The 20,334-nt window shown below is 67.0% G+C and carries 19 protein-coding genes and 3 pseudogenes; 10 read left to right on the top strand and 12 right to left on the bottom strand.

Annotated elements, in window-relative coordinates; translation table 11 throughout:
- Window positions 1-147 precede the first annotated feature (147 nt).
- Window positions 148-600 carry a VOC family protein gene (locus tag KCH87_RS32740; RefSeq protein WP_210590697.1) on the top strand — a complete coding sequence of 151 codons (453 nt, stop codon included), beginning with the start codon at window positions 148-150 and terminating at the stop codon, window positions 598-600.
- A 284-nt stretch (window positions 601-884) separates the two neighbouring features.
- Here KCH87_RS32740 and KCH87_RS32735 read toward each other — a convergent pair whose 3' ends face one another.
- The gene (locus KCH87_RS32735) at window positions 885-1,427 is read right to left on the bottom strand and encodes a TetR/AcrR family transcriptional regulator (RefSeq protein WP_143638239.1); all 543 of its coding nucleotides are present in this window, start codon (window positions 1,425-1,427) and stop codon (window positions 885-887) included.
- 93 nt (window positions 1,428-1,520) lie between these two features.
- Between KCH87_RS32735 and KCH87_RS32730 the strand changes: the two genes are divergently transcribed.
- Window positions 1,521-2,267: an alpha/beta fold hydrolase gene (locus KCH87_RS32730; RefSeq protein WP_210590695.1), complete on the top strand. Its 747-nt coding sequence runs from the start codon at window positions 1,521-1,523 to the stop codon at window positions 2,265-2,267.
- A gap of 60 nt (window positions 2,268-2,327) precedes the next feature.
- Here KCH87_RS32730 and KCH87_RS49495 read toward each other — a convergent pair.
- Window positions 2,328-2,944: pseudogene (locus KCH87_RS49495) on the bottom strand (ISAzo13 family transposase); the annotation flags it as partial.
- A gap of 262 nt (window positions 2,945-3,206) precedes the next feature.
- Between KCH87_RS49495 and KCH87_RS32715 the strand changes: the two are divergent.
- The 3 genes and pseudogenes from KCH87_RS32715 to KCH87_RS32705 all read left to right on the top strand — a co-directional run bounded on the left by KCH87_RS32715 (window position 3,207) and on the right by KCH87_RS32705 (window position 5,483).
- A pseudogene (locus tag KCH87_RS32715) lies at window positions 3,207-4,350 on the top strand (IS110 family transposase).
- Between the two features lie 60 nt (window positions 4,351-4,410).
- Window positions 4,411-4,950, top strand: coding sequence for a winged helix-turn-helix domain-containing protein (locus KCH87_RS32710; RefSeq protein ID WP_210590692.1), 540 nt, complete (start codon window positions 4,411-4,413; stop codon window positions 4,948-4,950).
- Window positions 4,947-5,483 carry a transposase gene (locus KCH87_RS32705; protein WP_247197169.1) on the top strand — a complete coding sequence of 179 codons (537 nt, stop codon included), beginning with the start codon at window positions 4,947-4,949 and terminating at the stop codon, window positions 5,481-5,483. Before KCH87_RS32710 ends, KCH87_RS32705 begins: the two co-directional genes overlap by 4 nt.
- A 637-nt stretch (window positions 5,484-6,120) precedes the next feature.
- Here the strand turns inward: KCH87_RS32705 and KCH87_RS32700 are convergent.
- The 3 genes from KCH87_RS32700 to KCH87_RS32690 form a co-directional block, all read right to left on the bottom strand.
- Window positions 6,121-6,594 (bottom strand): hypothetical protein, encoded by a 474-nt coding sequence (locus KCH87_RS32700; protein ID WP_210590690.1) that lies wholly within the window; start codon window positions 6,592-6,594, stop codon window positions 6,121-6,123.
- Between the two features lie 122 nt (window positions 6,595-6,716).
- The gene (locus tag KCH87_RS32695) at window positions 6,717-7,067 is read right to left on the bottom strand and encodes a hypothetical protein (RefSeq protein WP_374199064.1); all 351 of its coding nucleotides are present in this window, start codon (window positions 7,065-7,067) and stop codon (window positions 6,717-6,719) included.
- A gap of 519 nt (window positions 7,068-7,586) precedes the next feature.
- Window positions 7,587-8,192: a hypothetical protein gene (locus KCH87_RS32690; protein WP_210590687.1), complete on the bottom strand. Its 606-nt coding sequence runs from the start codon at window positions 8,190-8,192 to the stop codon at window positions 7,587-7,589.
- A gap of 172 nt (window positions 8,193-8,364) precedes the next feature.
- Here KCH87_RS32690 and KCH87_RS32685 point away from each other — a divergent pair, with 172 nt between their 5' ends.
- Window positions 8,365-8,880, top strand: coding sequence for a hypothetical protein (locus KCH87_RS32685; protein WP_210590685.1), 516 nt, complete (start codon window positions 8,365-8,367; stop codon window positions 8,878-8,880).
- Between the two features lie 1,000 nt (window positions 8,881-9,880).
- Here KCH87_RS32685 and KCH87_RS50520 read toward each other — a convergent pair.
- From KCH87_RS50520 to KCH87_RS32670, 4 genes are all read right to left on the bottom strand, one after another.
- The gene (locus KCH87_RS50520) at window positions 9,881-10,033 is read right to left on the bottom strand and encodes a transposase (protein ID WP_308298980.1); all 153 of its coding nucleotides are present in this window, start codon (window positions 10,031-10,033) and stop codon (window positions 9,881-9,883) included.
- Window positions 10,034-10,047: 14 nt separating this feature from the next.
- Entirely contained in the window at window positions 10,048-10,323 is a 276-nt protein-coding gene (locus KCH87_RS49485; RefSeq protein ID WP_247197168.1) for a transposase, read from the bottom strand.
- Window positions 10,324-10,775: 452 nt separating this feature from the next.
- Window positions 10,776-11,252 (bottom strand): hypothetical protein, encoded by a 477-nt coding sequence (locus KCH87_RS32675; protein WP_210590683.1) that lies wholly within the window; start codon window positions 11,250-11,252, stop codon window positions 10,776-10,778.
- 448 nt (window positions 11,253-11,700) lie between these two features.
- Window positions 11,701-12,464, bottom strand: a protein-coding gene (locus KCH87_RS32670; RefSeq protein ID WP_374199073.1) for an IS5 family transposase whose coding sequence is annotated in 2 segments (ribosomal slippage) — window positions 11,701-12,173 and window positions 12,173-12,464 — 765 coding nt in all. Because the reading frame shifts where the segments join, the coding sequence is not laid out codon by codon here.
- A 602-nt stretch (window positions 12,465-13,066) separates the two neighbouring features.
- Between KCH87_RS32670 and KCH87_RS32665 the strand changes: the two genes are divergently transcribed.
- Window positions 13,067-14,005, top strand: a complete 939-nt coding sequence (locus KCH87_RS32665; protein WP_210590682.1) for a serine protein kinase RIO — start codon at window positions 13,067-13,069, stop codon at window positions 14,003-14,005.
- A 309-nt stretch (window positions 14,006-14,314) separates the two neighbouring features.
- Here KCH87_RS32665 and KCH87_RS32660 read toward each other — a convergent pair whose 3' ends face one another.
- A complete protein-coding gene (locus KCH87_RS32660; protein ID WP_210590680.1) occupies window positions 14,315-15,052 on the bottom strand; it encodes a VOC family protein in 738 nt (245 codons plus the stop codon).
- A 17-nt stretch (window positions 15,053-15,069) separates the two neighbouring features.
- Here KCH87_RS32660 and KCH87_RS32655 point away from each other — a divergent pair.
- A pseudogene (locus KCH87_RS32655) lies at window positions 15,070-15,594 on the top strand (transposase family protein); the annotation flags it as partial.
- 198 nt (window positions 15,595-15,792) lie between these two features.
- Here KCH87_RS32655 and KCH87_RS32650 read toward each other — a convergent pair.
- Window positions 15,793-16,350, bottom strand: a complete 558-nt coding sequence (locus KCH87_RS32650; RefSeq protein WP_210590677.1) for a DUF3291 domain-containing protein — start codon at window positions 16,348-16,350, stop codon at window positions 15,793-15,795.
- Between the two features lie 701 nt (window positions 16,351-17,051).
- Here KCH87_RS32650 and KCH87_RS49480 point away from each other — a divergent pair.
- Both KCH87_RS49480 and KCH87_RS32640 read left to right on the top strand, forming a co-directional pair.
- Complete coding sequence (locus KCH87_RS49480; RefSeq protein ID WP_247197167.1) at window positions 17,052-17,468, top strand: hypothetical protein; 417 nt, start codon at window positions 17,052-17,054, stop codon at window positions 17,466-17,468.
- 256 nt (window positions 17,469-17,724) lie between these two features.
- Window positions 17,725-18,006, top strand: a complete 282-nt coding sequence (locus tag KCH87_RS32640; protein ID WP_210590674.1) for a hypothetical protein — start codon at window positions 17,725-17,727, stop codon at window positions 18,004-18,006.
- Between the two features lie 651 nt (window positions 18,007-18,657).
- Here the strand turns inward: KCH87_RS32640 and KCH87_RS50515 are convergent.
- Window positions 18,658-19,947, bottom strand: a complete 1,290-nt coding sequence (locus KCH87_RS50515; RefSeq protein ID WP_210590671.1) for a vanadium-dependent haloperoxidase — start codon at window positions 19,945-19,947, stop codon at window positions 18,658-18,660.
- Window positions 19,948-20,334 lie beyond the last annotated feature (387 nt).

Genomic DNA, 20,334 nt, shown 5'->3' with positions numbered 1-20,334 from the left:
GCGGGACCCCGCGGGCCCAGCATCACCACAGGTGCCAGGTGCCAGGCGGCACAGCCCAGCCCCCGCCGTCCCGCCACCGAAAGCCCACCGACCAGCGCGAACGACAGGTCGGAAACAGCTCAGTTCATCAAACCAAGGGAGAGCCCCGTGCCCATCAGCCTTCCGCCTCTCTTTCACGTCGGCATCGTCGTGGAAGACTTCGACCGTGCCGTCGCCGATTACGAGAAACGGTGGGGGGTCGACACAGAGCAGATAACGGATCTGGAATTTCCCACGGCCAGACTTCACGGGGAAGAGGTCGGCTCCTCTGCCCGCTACGGCTTCATCAGGACGGGATCTTCGGAGATCGAACTGATCCAGCCGCTCGGTGGCCGCTCGCCGTACACGGAGTTCCTCGACCTCCACGGCGAAGGCGTCCACCACCTCGCCTACGTGGTGGGAAGCATCGACCAGCACCTCGAATCGCTGCGAGCGACGGGAGAAGGGGCTCCGGTCACCTTCGAGGCATCGATCGCAGGGCGGACACGCTTCGTGTACCTGGACGGCCTGGCCCATGGGCCGGCCATCGAGCTGATCGAAATGATCGGCGAAGACGCCTGACCGCGACACGGTTCCGGACGGACGCGACACGGCAGCGGGCTCTCACATCTGACGGTCGCGCTGGCCAGTGTTCACGAACAGTCGCCATCTTCCCCGCTCGGGCGCGTGTGCCAACGGTCCGTGCGCCCGAGCGGCAACCGGCGACTGGCGGGCATCCGATAAGCCAGCCGTGCTCCGAAGCGCCTTCGCGTCCACATCAAGGTGGGCTGCACGACGAGCGGCACGATGCAGCCTCCGGCCCAACGTCCGAGTTCGGGCCCAGCCCGCACCCAGAGCCCCGGTCGTCAGAGGGTGGGTGCGAGGCCGGCCCGGAGGATGTCCAGGTAGTTGTCGATCGCGGCCCCCTGCCGCTCCGCCGGGTGCTCGCTGACGGCGTGGATCAGGCCGCACAGGAGCTTGAGCAGGTTTTCGCCGGTGAGGGCAGGGGCAGGGCGGATGCGTGCGAGCAGGTGGGAGGTGACTTCGACCAGCTCTCCCTTGGCCCGGTGCAGAGAGTCCGTCTCGTCGGACCCGGTGATCAGAACGTCGGTGAGGCCCGGTCGCGCCAGGGCGGTCAGGAGTGCCGTGCGGAGGAAGTCAATGAGTGCCTTGGCGGGATCGGGATATCCGCCAGCTACGGTCGCGGCATCGATGAGCTCTCGGACCGCCTCTTCCAGGACGGACTCCCGCATGGCCCGCTGCGTGGGGAAGACCCGATAGACCGTCCCGACCCCCACGCCCGCCCTGCGCGCGAGCTCGTTGAGGGTGAGCGCAGTCTCCCCGCCGATGACGGCGCCGCGAGCCTCATCGAAGATCCTCTGCCTGTTGCGTGCGGCATCCGACCTCATGATCCCTCCTTCGCACACCTATGTGGATAACCTATCAGGTGGGTGCTACGGTGAAGTGGATAACCAATCCAATTCACTGTGTCAGGAGCGGTCATGACCGTTGTGTTCATCCATGGAGTACCGGAGACGCCCTCCGTCTGGGACGACCTCCGGGTACGGATCGACCGCCCCGCCACGGCCCTGCGGCTGCCCGGATTCGGCAGCCCTCGCCCGGCCCACCTGGACGGCAAGGAGGCGTACGCCGTCTGGCTTGCGAACGAGCTGCGCGCCCTCGGTGAGCCCGTCGATCTCGTGGGCCACGACTGGGGCGCGCATCTGGTGATGCGGATCGTCTCCGCCTACGACGTTCCGGTACGCAGCTGGGTGTCCGACGTCGCACACGGCTGGCACCCCGACTATCAGTGGCACGAGGCGGCCGCCCTCTTCCAGAAGACCCCGGAGGGCGAGGAGCTGCTCGCGTCGCTGCGCACCCAGACCCCCGGCAGCCCCAGCTTCGGCGACTTCCTCCGCCCCCGGGGGATGAGCGCCGAACTGGCGGCAGAAGTCGACACCGCCCACGACGAGGAGATGAGCAAGGCCATCCTGACGCTCTACCGCTCGGCCTGGCCCAACTTCCACACCGACTGGGGCAAGGACTTCGACCGCCCCGCTCCCGCGCCGGGGCTCGTCCTGATCCCGACCGGCGATCCGATGGCGCAGCCCGCGATGGACTTGGATATGGCCACGCGAATAGGAGCACAGGCAGCGGAACTGGACAACCTCACCCACTACTGGATGCTCCAGGATCCTGATCGGGGCGCGGAGGTACTCAACCGATTCTGGGACTCCCGGCCCGCATGACATCCGGTACCGGTGGGCGACGTCCTCGCGGTGATGAGGTCGCTTGCACGCGAGGGCATATTCACGGCGGTTGTTCTTGAACGGGCCGACCAGCTGCCCAGCTCGCGATCGGGGAAGTCGTGGGTGTCGACCCGCCTCGCAGTCCTGATGGTCGCGGGTCTGCTCGTTGAGGTAGTGGAACTGTGCGTCCCGGTCGGGGTGCTGCTTGCCTTCGAGGGTCCTGGCGTTGCTCTGCACACTGAAGCCCTCCTCGCGCAGAAGGTCGCCCACCGTTTCTGCGCAGATTCGGTGGCCCTGCCTGGTCGGCTGTTCGGCGAGCTTGCGAGTGGATTTGATGGTCCAGCGCAGCGGCGACATGGGATCTCCGCGGACGTCGGGCTCGACCAATGCGAGGAGAGCCTCCCGGACAGCTGGGTTCAGGTCGGCGACGTGTTTGCGCCACCGCCGGGCCGGCGGATGCGTCCCAACGGGGCCTCTCTTGAGCTGAGTTCCCGCACTCCGGCAGTCACAGTGCCCTCACGGACACCGGCGGCACGGGCGACCGCTCTGATCCCGCCGTGGCCGAGGGACTGGGCCTCCGCCCCTACCACCAGGCGGCGCTGCCGCTCGTCCAGGTGCGGCAGAACCGCCCCGAACTTGGCTGCCAGCACGGCCCGTTGCCCTTCCAACCCACTCATGCCAGACCCTTAAGAATCAGCAGTGGTTCGGGGGGACCAGGCACGGCTGATACCAAACTGCTGGACAATGACAACGGTCCGGGAGGACCAGGCATGGCTGATGCCAGACTGCCGTTGTTGTGGCTTTCGTTGAATGGCCACCTGGTCCTCCGGGACGCTCTGTGTTGCTGATTGAGATCTGCGGTCATCGCTGGTTAAGGGCCTGCTGCGGAGTGTTCTACGGACCACGAAAGGCTGGTCAGCAAGGAACAGAGCCACAGCAGTGAACACCCGGAACGAACACTTATGGGTCGGCATCGACGTCGGCAAAGGCCACCACTGGGCCGTAGCGATCAACTCGGCCGGTGAGGCCGTCTTCTCGCGGAAGATCCCCAACGACGAGACAGAGATTCTCAAACTCATCGCCACCGCCTGCGAAGCTCTCCGCGCACGGCCAGCACATCACTTACGTCCCGGGCCGGAGCGTGAGCCGGGCCGCTGAGGGCTACCGCGGCGAGGGCAAGACCGATGCGAAGGACGCCCTGATCATCGCGGACATGGCCCGCGTCCGCCGGGACTTCACCGCCATCAGCATCCCGTGCGAACAGGTCTGCACCCTCCGCCTGCTGACCGCCCACCGGCGCGACCTGATCGCGGACCGCGTCCGGCTGGTGAACCGGATGCGCGACATGCTGTGCGGCATCAGTCCCGCCCTGGAGAAAGCCTTCGACTACGCCCGCTCCAGGGGCGCAGTCATCTTGCTGACGCACTACCAGACCCCGGCAGCTCTTCGCCGCACCGGCGTCAAGCGCCTGGCCACCTGGCTTCAGCGGCGGAAGGTCCGCAGTGCCCAGCGGCTGGCGGAGAAGGCCGTGAAGGCAGCCGAACAGCAGCACACCGCCCTGCCGGGTGAGGCCCGCGCCGCAGTCCTCCTGGGAGAGCTGGCGCACCAGCTGCTCGCACTCGACGAGCGGATCACGGCCAACGACAAGGAGATCCGGGACTTGTTCCGCACGGACGACCGTGCGGAGATCATCGAGTCGCTACCCGGCATGGGCCCCATCCTCGGCGCTGAGTTCGTTGCCATCACCGGGGACCTCTCGTCCTATCGCGGCGCCGGCCGCCTGGCCGCCCACGCTGGCCTGGCCCCGGTGCCACGCGACTCGGGCCGCCGGACCGGCAACCTGCACAGGCCCAAACGCTACGACCGCCGTCTGCGCTGGGTCTTCTACCTCTCCGCTCAGAGCGCCATGATGTATCCCGGCCCGTCCAGAGACTTCTACCTGCGCAAACGGGCCGAGGGCCTGCGCCACGTCCAAGCTGTCCTCGCTCTCGCCCGTCGCCGCGTCGACGTGCTCTGGGCGATGCTCCGCGACCACCGCCCCTACGTACTCGCGCTGCCGACCGCCCCTGCAAGCGGCTACTGAGCTTGAACTCGGGTTGTCGTAGCCGCTGACAGGCCTTGATCCTCGCGGTACGCCGTTGTCATGAGGTACGCGCAGGGCGGCGGACTGTCGGACGAGCGCCGGCAGTTCCGCGAGGGCATCCGCATGGTGGCCGCCGAGCGGTTCGCCACGGGTGAGCCGAGTTCGGCGATCGCGAAGGAGTTACGGGTCAGCGTCCGGTCCATTCAGCGGTGGCGCAGGCTATGGGGCAAGGGCGGTCCGCGGGCCCTGCGGTCCGCGGGATCTGCTTCTCTGCCCCGGTTGAGCGAGGCCCAGTTCGCCCAGCTGGAGGCGGAGTTGGCGAAGGGGCCGGTCGCGCACGGCTGGCCGGACCAGCGATGGACACTGTCCCGGGTCAAGACCGTGATCGGCCGTCGCTTCCACAAGAGCTACACCCTGCAGGGGGTGCGCAAGCTGCTGATCCGGCACGGCTACTCCTGCCAGGTGCCGGCCAGACGGGCCGTCGAACGCGACGAGGAGCAGGTCACCGGCTGGGTGAAGGAGACCTGGCCGCAGGTGGAAGGACCGCGGCGGCGCTCGACGCGTGGATCGTCTTCGAGAACGAGTCCGGTTTCTCGATGACGCCGCCGATTGCCCGCACGTGGGCCAGGCGCGGGAAGACGCCCGTGATCCGGGTCCGGGGCCGCTCCCGCCGCCGCATCTCGATCGCCGCACTGACCTGCTACAAGCCGGGCGAACGCTCCCGGCTGATCTACCGGCCCCGCCGCGACGACGGCCGGCGCGACGGACGCAAGAGCTTCGCCTGGACCGACTACCGCGACCTGCTCATCACCGCCCACACCCAGCTCGGCGGCCCGATCGTCCTCGTCTGGGACAACCTCAACGTCCATCTCGCTTACGGCATGCGGCAGTTCATCGCTCGACAGGACTGGCTGACCGTCTACCAGCTGCCCTCCTACGCGCCCGATCTCAACCCGGTAGAGGGCATCTGGTCGCTGCTGCGGCGAGGCTGGCTGTCCAACACCGCCTTCACCACCCCCGAGCACCTCATCCAGACCATCCGGCAGGGGATGAGGAAGATCCAGTACCGCCCCTACCTCATCGACGGATGCCTCGCCGGAACCGGACTATCCCTCACCCCAACGACTTCATGAGTTCAAGCTCAGTAACTCCACCGCGTCCCCTGGGGCTTGACAGGTCATTGAGATTCCTTAAGAACTAGAGCCAGCCCGCGCTGGCCAGCGAGGCGCTCGATGCGAGCTACTCAGCTGACTGGCCATTCTCAAGTTCAAGTTCGATGCCGGTTGGACCTACTTGAATCCGTCTGACTCGAATCAGACTCTCGATCAATTTCCGAAAGACAGACTTTCGGCTGCAAGCCGGGCACATAACAGATGCTGTGAAGGTGAACCGCCGGGCATCGGTGGTGACGCACTGAAGCTCGACTCGGTAATCAACGGTCTCGTGGCACCGGGAGCAGGGCAGCCCTTGAAGCTCCAAAGGAACCCTGTGGGTGATCATCCGGACCGCGGCCCCGCAGAGGGGACAATAGCTAACCCCCTCGCCCCTGGCCGTCCAGCCGTCACCACGTGCGTTAGCTTCGATTTCCCGCACATCGACGTAGAAGTCACTCTCTCCGGGCTCTCCGCTACCTCGGGAATTGCCGTGTTGTCTGCACGGGTACTCGCAGTAGAACTCGATGGTTCCAGTGGACATGAACGAACCCCGCCCTCCACGCTGCCAAGTGGCAGCAGTCTAGAGAGGCAGAAGCACGATGCGGGCTGAAATCGATCATGCAAGTGCTGCGATACGCAGGCAACGGACTCCGAAGATGACCTCGTCTCGGCAGTTCAGAGAAGGCACCGGGGTGAGGTAGTTGCGGCGGAAGTAGCCGACCTGGCCTTCGACGCCGCCCTTCTCGTGGGCGCCGCGCAGTCCCGGCTCGCAGTAGAACGGGGTGAATCCGTAGTACTCATGGAAGTTGCCCCAGCGCGGGTTCTCCTCCCGCGAGCGGCTGCGGAAGATCACCTTCTTCACCGCCGGGGTGAGGTTGTCGTAGCGGACCTGACCGGCCGGCACTCCGCCCAGCGTGTTCAGCGCGTGGACATGTCCTTCGAAAAACGCCTGCTGACCACAGGAGCGAGAGATGCGGTGCACGGCCTTGCCGGAATAGGCCAGCCGGAAGGCGAACAGATAGCAGCGGGTGCGCTGGCCCGCCACGTCCTCAATGCATCCGACGAGATCGGCAAGGCCCGCCGACACCACCCCCAAACCGAACGCCGGTCTTCACCACCACAGCCAGGTGATGAAGACCAGCGTCCAGCAGAGGCCCAGCTTCTACCAACGGTGCTTGCGACCGGGCCCCTGTTTGAGGTGCGCACTCGGCGCTATTGCTCGATCCAGCTTGCGCTGCCCGCGCCGGACGAGTACGAGGGGCACGTACCGGTGGACGTTCCGGTCGCACCGGGATTCAGGGTGACCCAGTTGCCGGTCACATCCGGTGCCCAGCCGCATACGACCTGCACGGCGAAGGAGACGGGCTGATCGGTGTTGTTGCGGCAGGCGGCCGAGCCGTCGAGCCCGGCGACGCCGGTGTTGCAGTCCAGCACGCTCTGCGTGCTCACCTTGGGTGCGACGGGTTGCTCGGCGGTCGGTTGGTTGTCAGCCGCGTGAGCGGCGCCCGCCAGGGGCAGGGCCGCGAGGGCGGCGACGGATGCTGCAATTGCGATGCGCTTCACTGTCATTCCCTCTTGCGTTGGCATCGAATGACCACTCAACACCCCAACATCCGAGGGCAGTTGACGACTACAGCAGTCCGAGGACCGGCACACGGCTTTTACGCGCCGGTCACTCGACGGGAGCGCTTCCCAGGGGGCAGCGGGCTAAGGCCTGTCCGGCGGACCATGGTCGGAGCCAAAGCCTGATGGCTGCGTACGCGAGGAACCAGTGCCTGACGCCCCGTAATTACGACACCGGCTCCAACCTGGCGGATGCGGGCCGGACGCCGTGCACGACCGCCGATCCTTGGTGGTCGACTCCGAAGCCGACTCCACTGATCGGCGGGGAGGCCGCGCCGAAGATCTGCGGCGTAGGTGCGGCAATGCTGCCGGGGTAGAGCTGGACACCTCACCCGTCGATCGATTCCGTGGTGAACGGGGAAACTGCCTGCGGTCGCCCCTGGACCGGGCCTCCAGTCCGGCCGGGGCAGGCCCATCGCCGGCTGATGGCCGTGCGGCAGGGCGGAGGCTCCGTAGTACTCAGAGGCCGGGAGAGCCGGTCACACCGGGAAGGGGGCCAGCAAATCGGCAGTATGGAGGCCGGAATGCCAGGAGGCTGTCGCCTGTGAATACCGACGAGCTGGAGTCCACCACACCTACCTCTCCCGACGCATCACCGAGACCCGCGGCCGCATCTCGCTCACCGCCCTGCACCGCGAACTCGCCGAACGCGGCTGGCAGGGCAGCCACTCCACGCTGCGCGACTGGGCGCGGCACCGCCTGCACCAGCCCCGCCGGACCCCACAACCGCCCCCGCCGACCGCGCGGCAGGTCACCGGCTGGCTCACACGCCGGCCAGGCTCGCTCACCGAGGACGAACACCGGCAGCTCAAAACGGTCCTGGACACCTGCCCCGAGCCGGCCACCGCGCACCAACTCATCCGTGACTTCGGTGACATGCTCACCCAGCAGACCGGCGTCCTCCTGCCCGCCCGGCCCGACAAGACCCTCACGGCGGACCTGCCCGGCCTGACCGGCTTCGCCCGCGGCCTCACCAATGATCTCGACGCCATCACCGCCGGGCTCACCCTCCGCTGGAGCTCGGGCGGCACCGAGGACGCCGTGAACCGCATCAAAGAGGATCAAGAGGCAGCTGTACGGGCGCGCCGAATTCGACCTGTTACGGAAGATGATCCTGCTCGCGTGACCCGCCGCGACAGCGGCCTGCGCCAGCGCAGGTCGGGCATTGTCACCGGAGGCTGGTCACCAGTAGGTTCGAGCCGCCGATGTTCGAGCAACGGGGAATGCGGGGCCTGGGGTGGCACTGCTGGACACACTGGTGACAACGGCCGCCGGGGCGCTGGCCGCCACGATCGGGGTCCTGGTCGGGGGCATCGTCGCCCACCGGGCCCAGGACCGTCAGTGGCTGCGGGACAAGCAACTGATCGCCTACCAGGAACTGATCAGCCACTACGCCAAGTTCACGATGACCATCAGCCGCGCCCACGCCGGCCGACAGGGCTGGGACTACGACTGGAGCGAGTGGAGCGCGACCCTGACCCGTGCCAGCCTGGTCGCCCCCGCCGCCGTCGCGGCGGAGATCGACAACTTCGGCAAGGCCATCGGAGCATTCCTGGACCAGGTGGCGCGCGACCCGGCACGCGACCCGTTGCACAATCCATTGAGCCAGGAAGAGTTCACCCAGGCCAGTAGAGCACCCGCCCAAGCACAGGTGCAGTTGGTCAACGCCATACGACGCTCACTGAGCAAAGACCAAAAGGCACTGCCCTTCTCGATAGGCGGATCCCTCGCCGGCAACCCCGACCATCCCTGACAGACACGACACGGCCCGAAAACCCATCCATCACCCACCATCGCACGGCGCACCCCGGCTCAGACACGGGAATCGAACACGCTACACCGACCATGACAGCTCCCCGTGATCACTGCCAGAACCCGTTCAACGACGTCAGAGCCATGCTGTACGGCCTCCCTCTGGAGGCAGAGGTACATCGCGACGGTCTCGTTGGTGGCGAGCTGCTGATCGAGGTGTGCCAGGATCGCGCGGAGACGCGACGGGCCCGTAGACTTGTCGATCATATGTTCGATTGAAGCATCGGCCTCCTGCCACGTCGAGTCGGGGGCCTCTGGCTTGTGCCACCCAAGGACGAGCGTCGCTGCCTTCACTGCGCTCTGCGTCCCCAGGCGCGCCGGCGCCTCGGAGGTGACTCCATAACGTCTCGGACCGCGGCCCTGAAGGCTTTCCCGGCCTCCCACCACCTCGCATCTTCCTCCGCCAAGCGCCCCTCACCTTCGAAGCGCTTCCTTCGGTCCGTCTCGAACCCAACGGACCGCAAGGCCAACACGACCTTGCTGGATATTTCCACCAGCCGAGTCGGACCGAATTGGATCAGGCCAGCCCGCGCCTGCTCCAGCAGATTGGCCTGCTCAGTACAGAGCAGTGCGCTTGCCGTCAACTTTTCAAGTAGCAACTCTGGGTACTTGTCTTGCTCATGGCTCTTAGGAAAGCGCAGGCCGCTCCAGTCGGAGTGCACGCGATCCTCAACTTGCGTCAAGGTCTCTAGAAAGGCGCTACAGGCGGCAAGTCTCTTCTCGCGTAGCCAGTGCCCGTGTTCGACCATCCCGGCGTCACGGGTCTGCATGCGAGCCGCCGCGTACGCGAAGACCGCAGTTCCCAGCGTTCCTACGACACCCCCCGTAGCGCCAAGAACAGCGGCCAGCCCCTGATCCATGCGACGTATCCTGTCTCAGCCCAGGACCAATAGGGAAGGCGTCAACTCGTTTCGCAGAAATTCACCTTTGATAGCACACGCTCAAGGTTCGCTACCCACCGCAGCCTCCCCATCCCCGACGTTGGCAGCGGTCACCGCGACGACCAGCAGCAGGCCGAGGCAGTCGGTCACGATGTGCCGCTTGTGGCCGCCCACTCTCTTTCTGCCGTCGTAGCCGCGTGAGGCGACCGACACTGTCGCGGCGGCCTTCACCGACTGGGCGTCGATGATGGCCGCCGTAGGCTCCGCCTCACGGCCCTCCCGCTCACGTACCCGACCGCACAGCCGGTCGTGTCGCTGATCATCTCGTGCTCGCGCCGACGGTGGAAGAAGGCGGAAACCCGGCCCCAATCAAGGAAGTCCACGGGCATCGCCCGCCAGGAGATCCCGCCCGCGACCAGGTAACGGATCGCGTCCAGCATCTGCCGATGGCAGTAGCCCTCGGGCCGGCCGCCCCTGCCCTGGAGCGTTTTGCTGTCCGACATGTCCGAGGGAGACCGGCGTTGCCGGTCCGGATGGTCGACCGCGTTCCCCTACACATGCGCAAGGCAATCACACGATGGAGCAGCCGAGTTGAACTGAACAGGCTGGGACGCATACAACAATGACACCAGGGCCTCCCGGCACTGCTCGGTCAGATTCGCATCCCCCGAGCTACCGAGAGGCCCTGTCCTCATGCGTCGACAACGGGAAGATCACCCCGCCGGGAAACCTGTTCGAACCGCACATTCCATGATCAGTCGAGATACGGCTTCTTAGCGCTCAGAAGCGACCCGAAGACCCTGGCCTGTCCCTGGACGCTCCTGGTGAATCCGGGGCCTGCGTGACGACGGCTGTACCGCTCTGTTGGAGTTGCGCGGACAAGGCTGGTCCTGATCACGTACCGCAGGACAGCTGTCTCTCGCGAGGCAACTGTTCTGTGGAGCGCGGCTACGCCCTACTGCAGGAGCCAACTCGGAGCTGCATATCCGTAGTTGGGTGCGCTCGTGCAGGTGCTGGAAGAGGGGACCTGATACCAGCCACCCCAGGTGTTGGTTGCGTAGTCAAGATAATTGCAGTAAGAATTACTCGTCGAGGAGACGACTTTTACGGCCTTTCCAATATTCTGAGATGTCTCCGGGAAAATGCCGTCGTAGATGTCATAGCCAGACGCGGCATACCAGGCACGGCCGTTGCCCGGCATCTCGTACCATGTGTTGGCAGTTTGCCATGTGTGCCAAATGCTGCCGGACGGCGCGACGCCGAAGCATTCGCTTACGCCTCTGTTCCAGTCCACCAGCAGAAGAGGCTGGTCGTTGAAGTCTCCCGTTTTCCCGTAGCAGGTGCGCTCTACGGCCGAAGCCGGCGACGCGAGAGTGCCCAACAGGGCCGCCAACGCAACGGCGAGGACGAACGGCAGGCGAAGTACCTTCACGTGTTTCTCCCGTATTCGGAAACCACGGATAATGGCTCTCGTCGTCTTATGATCGTCGATCTGAGTGCACATCAGACAGTAACGGCAGACACCCCAACAAAAATCGAACGAGAAGTGAACAGCCTTGCCCTGAGGCGATCGCCGCATGGCGGCCCGGCACGCCACCCGCCGTGGTTCCGCCCCACACGTCACCAACGACAACGGCACGCTGACGGATCTCGCCGTTGACGAACCGGACAACTCCCCGGCTGCCAGGCTGTTTTGTACTAGAGCAGGGCCGCCACGCCCCGCTCAAACGCCCCTGAGGCGCCTCCACGCGCATTCTGGCCGCCGCCGGCGACCTCCCCGCGGGTGCGGGAACGGGGGTAGCCAGCGGCGATCACCTGCTCGGGATTCCCGTTCGAGGGACGCCGCTCAGGATTGGAAAGACAACAGCCTCTTAGAGGTCCTAACAAAGCCGTTGTACGTGGCGGTGGGTGATGATGCAGGTGGCGAGGCCGAGGAAGGCCTCGTGGATGTCGTCGCGTCGTTCCCAGCGAATCCGCAGGCGGCGGAAGCCGTGCAGCCAGGCGATCGTGCGCTCGACCACATACCGGAAGGTGCCCAGGCCGCTGCCGTGTTTCTGGCCTCGTTCGGCGATGACCGGACGGATACCGCGGGCCCACAGCAGGCGGCGGTACTTGTCGTGGTCGTAGCCCCGGTCTGCGAGGAGCGCATCGGGTCGGCGTCTGGGCCTGCCGACGGCGCCGGCCACGGCCGGAACCTTGTCCAGCAGCGGCAGTAACTGCGTGACGTCGTTGCGGTTTCCGCCGGTCAGCGACACCGCGAGCGGGATGCCCTGGCCGTCGGTGAGGACGTGGTGCTTGCTGCCCGGCCGCGCGCGGTCGACCGGACTGGGCCCGCTTTTGGGCCCCGCCGGGCCGCCCGCACATGGGAGGAGTCGATCACCGCCCGCGACCAGTCCAGCTTGTTCGCCGCCCGCAGCTTCTTCAGCAGCACCAGATGCAACTCGTCCCACACGCCGGCCTCGTTCCACGCGGCCAGGCGCCGCCAGCACGTCATGCCGGAACCGAAGCCCAGCTCCTGGGGCAGGTACTCCCACTGGATGCCGGTGTGCAGCACGAACAGAATCCCGCACAACGCCTGCCGGTCCGGTATCCGCGGCCTGCCCTCCACCAGCTTCGGACCCGGCTCGGGCAGCAACGGCTCCATCAGCGACCACAGTTCATCCGACACGATCCACGGCCGAGACTGTCGTGTTCCCACGACCAGACCAACGAGAACCCAAGCCGAAAGTCACATGATCAACGGCTTCTGTTAGGACCTCTTAGCTTGTTCTTTGTGGTCTGCCCTCGGAAGTGCGGTGCTGCGGCAACTCGGCCTGGCGCTTGGGCCGATGAGGTGCCATGCCGCAGGCGTTGGTGACTCGGCAGGCACACGTCCCTCATCACGGTGAAAGTGCTGTTGTTCCTTTCAGCACGACACGGTGTGGCGGGAGCCCCGATTGCGCAGCGGGCATGCCCTGTGGCTCCTCGATGGCCGAGGTGCCCTTGGGCAACGACCCGCCAACGTCAGCCCAGGCAGGACCGGGACGAACCCGGTACGGAGGATCACGCCGGAAACCCACGGCACCGCCGGGGCCGCTCGATGCGGGCCGACTTTATTCGGTTGCCGCTCCCCGTGTCCGCCCCTCACCATGGGCGAGACACCGGGAGCTGCCCGGTGCTCCACGAGAGGAGGCACGACCGTGACCACGACTGTCCTGGGCCTGCCCGCAGACCGCCTCCCTCTCACCTCATGGAGCACCTCCAGCGATGTCTCACCACGATCTCTCGCAGCACACTCAGCACCCGGCATTTCCTGACGACTTCATCACCGGCCCCTACCGCCACGTCCCGCCGCCGGACGACCTCGGCGACATCGACGACCGGTTCGTCTTCGACTTCCATGCCTACGGCGACCTCGAGGACGGCCAGCGCTGGTCGACCTGGCGCAGCGTCGAACCCCTCTGCCGAGGCCCCGAGCCGCTCCCTGACTGGGTGGTGACCACACAGGGCGCGATCGACACCGAGCTCGGCGTCCTCAAGACCGGCAAGGAAGCCGACGTCCACCTCGTCGAACGCGCCGACCTGCTCGACCCCGCCGCCCGCGTGGTCATGGCGGCCAAGCGGTACCGCTCTCCCGAGCACCGGACCTTCCACCGCTCCGCGTCCTACACCGAGGGCCGCTCGATGAAGCGCTCACGTGACCAGCGGGCCCTCAAACGCAAGAGCACCTTCGGCCGGCAGGTCGCGGCCGGCGAGTGGGCGGTGTCCGAGTGGGGTGCCCTGGTGCGGCTCTGGAACCTCGGGCTGCCGGTTCCCTACCCGGTCCAGATCGACGGCACCGAGATCCTGATGGAGTGGATCACCATCGCCGACCAGGACGGCACCGTCGCGACCGCGCCCCGGCTCGCCCAGACCCGGCCCTCACCCGAGCTGCTGGCGGCGTACTTCGAGCAGCTCACCGATGCACTCGCGACGATGGTGCAGAACGGCCTCGTGCACGGCGACCTCTCGGCGTACAACATCCTCGCAGCGGGCGAGCGGCTCGTCATCATCGACCTGCCACAGATCGTCGACCTAGTCGGCAACCTCAACGGGACGAACTACCTCCAGCGCGACTGCGCCAACATCTGCGGCTGGTTCCGCTCACGGGGCCTCGAGGCCGACGAGCACGCACTGTTCGCGGAGCTGATGGCGCACGCCTTCTGAACCGGGCGGCCAGTAGAGCTCCGTCAGGTGTGAGGGTGTCTTGCTCGTTCGCGCTGATGGGAGGGCCGGAGTAGGCGGCGGCAGGTGGTGCAGGCGCCGGTCCAGCAGTGGTCCAGGCCCCAACCCGTGTTTGAGTTCGCGGCAGTCGCGCTCGATGCGCCAGCGGACCTTGGCCCAGCGCACCAGGTCGGCAGTGGCGGGCAGGTTGGTCACCCAGTAGCCAATGGGCAGGGTCCGCAGTGGCAGCACTCCGTCCCACCGGCGGGGCGCACTGAAGCACCACCGCGAGGCAGCAGACGCAGCTCCGCGTCAGCCCCGACCGAGGACGCAGAACTCGTTGCCCTCCGGGTCGGCCAGGACGACCCAGGAGACGTCACCCTGACCCACATCGGCCCGTGTCGCGCCGAGACCTTCGAGCCGGGCGACCTCCTTCGCCTGATCCTCGACAGGGTCGGACATCACGTCGAGATGGATGCGGTTCCCTACAACCTTGTCGTCCGGCGTGCGGCGGAACTCCAGGTACGGCCCGACGCCCTTGACGGAGCGCAGCAGGGCGCGGTCGTCGGTCAGCTCGTGCACGGTCCAGTCGATCGCCTCGCCCCAGAACCGGACCATGGCCCGGGGGTCGGCGCAGTCGACGACCACGGCGGCTATCGGCCCGGCGTCCCGGTAGAGCTCTCGGGGCTCCAGGACGCTGAACACGTTGCCTTCCGGGTCGGCCATCACCGTCCACGGCACGTCGCCCTGGCCCACGTCGACGGGCGCCGCCCCGAGGTCTTTCAGACGTGCGACCAGCTCCGTCTGATGGGCGTCGGAAGTGGTGGCGAGCTCGATGTGCACGCGGTACTTCACCGTCTCCGGGTCCGGGACGCGGACGAGATCGACGCAGACAGCGGACGGGTCCGGCCAGTCGAAACCCACGGGTTCCAGGTTGGTGACTCCGGGCCCTTCGCTGGAAACACCCCAGCCGAGCACCTCCGCCCAGAACTGGCCGAGCGCCGAGTCGTCCCGGGCCTTGAAGTTCACCTGAACAAGTTGCAGTGTCATGCCGCATACCCTAAGGGTTGCCTGGTCACGACTCAGATGATCTTGACGAGACTGGTGTGATCACGGCGTCGGAGCCGTCCTGGACAGCCCCGTTCGCCGGGCTGAGCCCGCGCTGCTCCCGCAAGTTGGTGACCCTGGCGCGCCGCGAGACCGCGGAGAAGCCACGGCGCGGACGTCCGTGGAGCCTGCCCTGAGAGAACCCGGTTCTGCTCGTCCCCGCTTGCTGGCGCACCAACTTGACACTGCGCCAGCTCGCCCCGCTCTGCGGCGTCTCCAAGTCGGCTGCCGACCGCATCATCGATCACCTAGGCCCCAAGCTCGCGCTCCAGCCGCGCAACCGGTTCGCGAAGGACACCGTGCCCATCGTCGACGGCACCCCCGTGCCCACCCGTGACCGCCCGATGGCCGAGCAGCGAAAGAACTACCGCTTCTCCACCAACCACCAGGCCGTCATCGACGCCGACACCCGTCTCGTCGTCGTGGCCGGCCAGCCGCTGCCCGGCAACCGCAACCACTGCAAGGCGTGGGCGGAGTCCGGCGCTTAGTGGTCGGCTCCGTAAAGCCTTCGGGGGGTGACTGTGGAGCCTGTGTTGTGTGTGGTGCGGGGTCAGATGCTGGGGTCAGTGATGTAGAGGGCGAAGCCCCAGGTACTGGCGGATCCGCCGTTAGCGCAGACGCATCTGTTCGCCGTCATTCAATCGCGGCGTCTGACAGCGAACCCAGTCGTTCAGGCGTCCTTGTCAGCGAACCTGGTCGCTCTTCGGCCCGATGCCTTTGATCCTGGTCGGAGTTCCGTCCGGGGCGAATGAGTGGTGGAAGGTGAAAGCGTGCGGCGCGGAGCCGTGGTCGTGAAGGTGTTCCAGCCTGGAAACCCCGTCCTGCCAGGTGGGGATCGCGCCGTCGGAGACCCACCAGAACACGTAATTCGGGTGTCCTGTCCTCTCGAACCAGTCGTAACGCCTGTTCAGCGCCTCACGGTGCAGACCGGTGTAGATGGCGTCGAAGGCGGGGCGCAGGTCGGTCCAGAGTGAGAGTGTCGCGGCCAGGGCGGTGGTTTCCACCGTACGGCCCTTGCCGTACCAGGTCGGTACGGCGAACTCTCCCCATGCACCCCAGTCCGCCTCGAAGAGCATGCCCCGGTCACCGTCTGCCGCTTCAGCATGCGCGAGGTATCCGGGGTGCTGACTGATCTTCCGGTAGACGGCCTCACCAATGTCGTAGAACTCGCGCGTGAGAGGTGCGGGATCGGCGAGAGGTGACTTCAGGACGCCGAATGTGTACAGAGCAAGATGGGGCATGCGTCTCTCCCTGGTTGGGGCTGCCTGGCGTGGACCCGGTTCGGTGGCTGACGCATGGGGGCGAGGGTTCGTGGGGCATGACCAACTCATCCCGTCGCGGGTGGCTCAGCCTGAAGGAACTCCTGCGCGACCGTGGGCGATCGCCGAAGACCAGGTGAAGGTAGCTGCCTTTGCGGGCCATGTCGAAGTTGCGTTTTCCCTGTCCAAGTGGCCTCCTGCACCGGTCAATTGCGGGGGCCGGGGCGGTGACGGGCGGGGCAGGCTGCGGGGTACCAATGATCCACTTCAGCCGATCGGTTCGCCCGCCATGCCCGTCCGCACCTCCTGTCCGACAGCCCCGAGTGCCGCCGAACGCGTGCGGTTGAAGAAGATGGCCTACGGCAACAAGACCGAGCACCGGCTGCGGGTGCGGGTGCGTGCACAGGTGGTGCTGCACGCCGCGCGTGGACGCTCCAACGCATGCATCGCCCCGGGAGACGGGGCTGCATGTGGACGCCGTGCGCCGCTGGCGTGGCCGGTTCGCCCAGGCGGGCCTGCCCGGGCTCAAAGACCGTCAACGCTGGGGCTGTCCCGCCTCGTTCACACCGCTGCCGGCCGCCGAGGTCAAGGCGCCGGCCTGCCGGCTGCCTGCCTGCCTGCCTGCCTGCCTGCCTGCCTGCCTGCCTGCCTGCCCAGAGTGAAGTACCGCTCTCACGCTGGTCGTGCCCGGAACTGGCCCGCTAGGCCGCCCGGCGGGGCATCGCCCCGTTCATGTCGGCGTCGACCGTGCGTCGCTGGCCGCCCAGGACGCGCTCAAGCCCTGGCAGCACCGCTCCTGGATCTTCATCACCAGCCGCGGCTTCCGGCTGAAGGCCGCCTGGGTGCTGGACCTGTACGCCCGCACCTGGCAGGGCGAACAACTCGGCGATGACGAGTACGTGATCAGCGCGGACGAGAAGACCTCCATCCAGGCCCGGTGCCGCTGCCACCCCACCCTCGCCCCGGTACGGCCAGGGCGATGCGCGTCAATCACTCCTACGGACCCGGCGGTGCCCTGGCCTACCTCGCCGCCTACGACGTCCACGCCGCGAAGGTGTTCGGCCGCACCGAAGAACGCACCGGCATCGTCCCGTTCATGAACCTGGCTACCCAGGTCATGAGCCAGGAACCCTATCCCGTGGGAGGCGGCCATCGCTGCCGCAGCCTTCACCACGAGTTGACCCCACCGGATGGCGCAGCACCCCAGCGCGAGCACAGCGGCCGGCACTCCCCCGCCGCGGTCCACTTGCTTTATGGGACGCCTCGCCCACAGATGGGTGCAGTGGGCTTTTATTTCACAATTGATGATGTTATGGGCCTATCCAATGTTCCGCGCTCGAACGGAGAACGCCCCACATGCGCATCCGCACGCTCCTGACCGTAACCGCCATGGCTGCCGCAGCAGTCCTCGGCAGCATTGGCCCAGCCACTGCCGAGGACGAAGAGAACAGCGGCAGCATCGTTCAATCCGCTTCCGGGAATGACCAGCCAGAGCAGGTCGGACATGAAATGCCGAGCTCGTTGCCTGAGCACGGCGTGAATCGAATCGGGGGCATTTCCGACCAACGCGAGACTCCGGCCGCAGAAAGTCCTGACGAAGACGCAGACGAAGGCCTACTGAGCAGGCTGTTCAGCTGAGCGAATGGCGCGGAGCTCTGACCGGCGCCCGGCACACCCTTGATGTTTGTGGAGCGCCGGCAGGGCTCGCGACGGCGGTTGACATAACCCTCGCGGAGGGGGCTGCCTGTGAGGTCCAGCGCATGGCTGACTGAGGCTGCCAACGGTCCCGGGTCAGCGTGCCCGGCCAGGGCTAGATGTCCGTCCTGGGCAACCACTTTCCGGCTCCGTTCCAAGCACGGTAGTGCGCGGTGAGTAGGTGTGCGGCTTCGCGCAGGATGCGGTCTGCGATGGCCAGTTGTTCGTGAGGTTCGGTGTTGGGGCCAGTGTCGGCGAGATCGCCCAAGAGGTCCGTGAGCAGCAATGCCGGTTACTTAGCGTGTTACCGCAGGTGGCGGGGGTTGGGGAGCGAGTCTGTAAGGGCTCTAGCTCTGTGAACTCCGCCCCAATTTGGGTGGCTGTCCCGCGAAAGCCCCACGCGGCAACGGAGTTCCCCATAGACAGGAGATCGACCAAGATCCTTCTGTCGCAAGAGGAACTCCGTTGGATGCTCAGTGTCGCACCCTGCCCGCAACAACCAGGCGGCATGACCGGATACGGCGACGGGCCAGGGCGCCGGTGTCGGTGCTGTCCTGAGCCGTCCTCCCGACGGTGGTGGAAGGGACGGCCGCGTCAGCGCCGCTGGAAGGCGCGGTTCAGGACGTCGAGGGTGACCGCCAGCCCGAGCCGGTGCCCGTGCTCGGAGGCGAAGCGGTAATGCACGCCGGCCCAGATTCGCGCCTGCAGGAGTTCGGCTGTCGCCGCCTGAAGGCTGTCGTAGTGGCGGGTCGTGCCGGAGGCGGGGCTGTACGCGGCGAACGTGAGGTCGTCACGGCCGAAGAACGACCCCAGGGCCGTCATGACCGCCGTGGTGAAGCAGGCGTGGCCCGACGGGTACTCCGGCGACGGGGCGGTGACCCGCAGCGGCGTCCAGTCCGGGTCGGGATCGGTGGCCGCGTTGCCGTCGGTGCCGGCGAGCGGAATGGCCGTCACTGGGCGCCAGAAGTTCCAGTGCGCCTTGGCCTTGTAGCAGGCGATCAGGGTGTCGGCGGAGGCCACGTACACCATGGCGAGCAGCCGGGCCGTCCGGAGGCTGCTGAGGCGGTGCTCGCCGGCGAGTTGCCGGGTGATCGACCATTCGACCATCCGGGGATCGTCCCACCAGATCGCCGCCTCGGTCTGGTCCTCGGTGCGGACGGTGCTGGTGGCCGCGCCGAGGCTCTTGGTCTCGTTCAGGTCGCGGGCCCAAGCGGCGCCGGTCAGGGCCGGCGGGGGCTTGACCCGGTAGGCGCCGGCGTCGGGGACGACGAACGGCTTCAGGTTCGGCACCCAGGCGCCGACGCCGACGTAGCCGGGCGGGGTGAGCCGGTATTCGCCCGGCTCGGTGCCGACGGTCCACGGCGCGGTGGGGTCGAAGCCGTCGTCACGGCGGCTCTCGGTCATCGCCGCGGCGGCGGCCCTGCCGACGGCCACCCCGCCGTCCTCGGCGCGGCCGTCGGGGATCGCGGCCAGCGCCTCGTCGTACCGGGCGTTCAGCGACTCGGCCTGCCCGGGGAAGAGCCACAGCAGCGTGTCGTGGGCGGCCGCGGCCACCGCCGCGGCGGTGGAGTCCCCGGGGCGGCTGCGGGGCGCGCTGACCAGGGGCTCGTACGGACGGCCGGCGACGGCGTTGACCGCGTCGTACACGGCGCCCTGCACGATGGCGAAGCTGCGGGTGCTGGTGGTGGGCGACTGCTTGGCGGTGTCGTAGATGGCGGTCTGGGCGTGGATGTTCCAGGCGATGACGGGATTGCCCGGGGCGGCCTCCACGCCGCTGTGTGCCTCGGCGGTGGTGGCCGTCAGTGGGACGGTCAGGGCAAGTACGGTGAGGACCGCGATACGGCGTAACCCTCTGAATGATCCGGCGAGCGGGCGTTGTGTCACGAGACCCCCATGGGCTTGTCGGTGACAGATTGTCAGAGCCTATAGGCAGGGGTCATTCTTGTCGTTACATCGACAATCATTGACAATCCGACGGGGTTCACACCCGGATGTCCGTCACCTCGGCGACGAATGCGCGGCCTCCGGGCGGGCCGGTCGGCCGTGGTGGCGAGGTCGGTCGCCGGGACGGAGGGCACGGGCAGGAAGTCCGGGCGCCTCTGGGCGCGGTCGGCGCGAAGCGAAGGCGGAGAGCAGGGGGGTCGATGCGCAGACGCAGAACGGCTGACTCGGCGCCTTGCCACGACGACGGACAGCACGTCGCTGTCGGCAGCATGCGCCAGGAAGGAGGCCAGGTTCCACCGATCCATCCAGCCGTCTCGTACGCCGCCC

Source organism: Streptomyces sp. GESEQ-35 (assembly GCF_017948485.1).
GTDB lineage: Bacteria > Actinomycetota > Actinomycetes > Streptomycetales > Streptomycetaceae > Streptomyces.
Note: the sequence above shows the minus strand (reverse complement) of the source record. Positions and strands in the feature narration are given on the sequence as shown.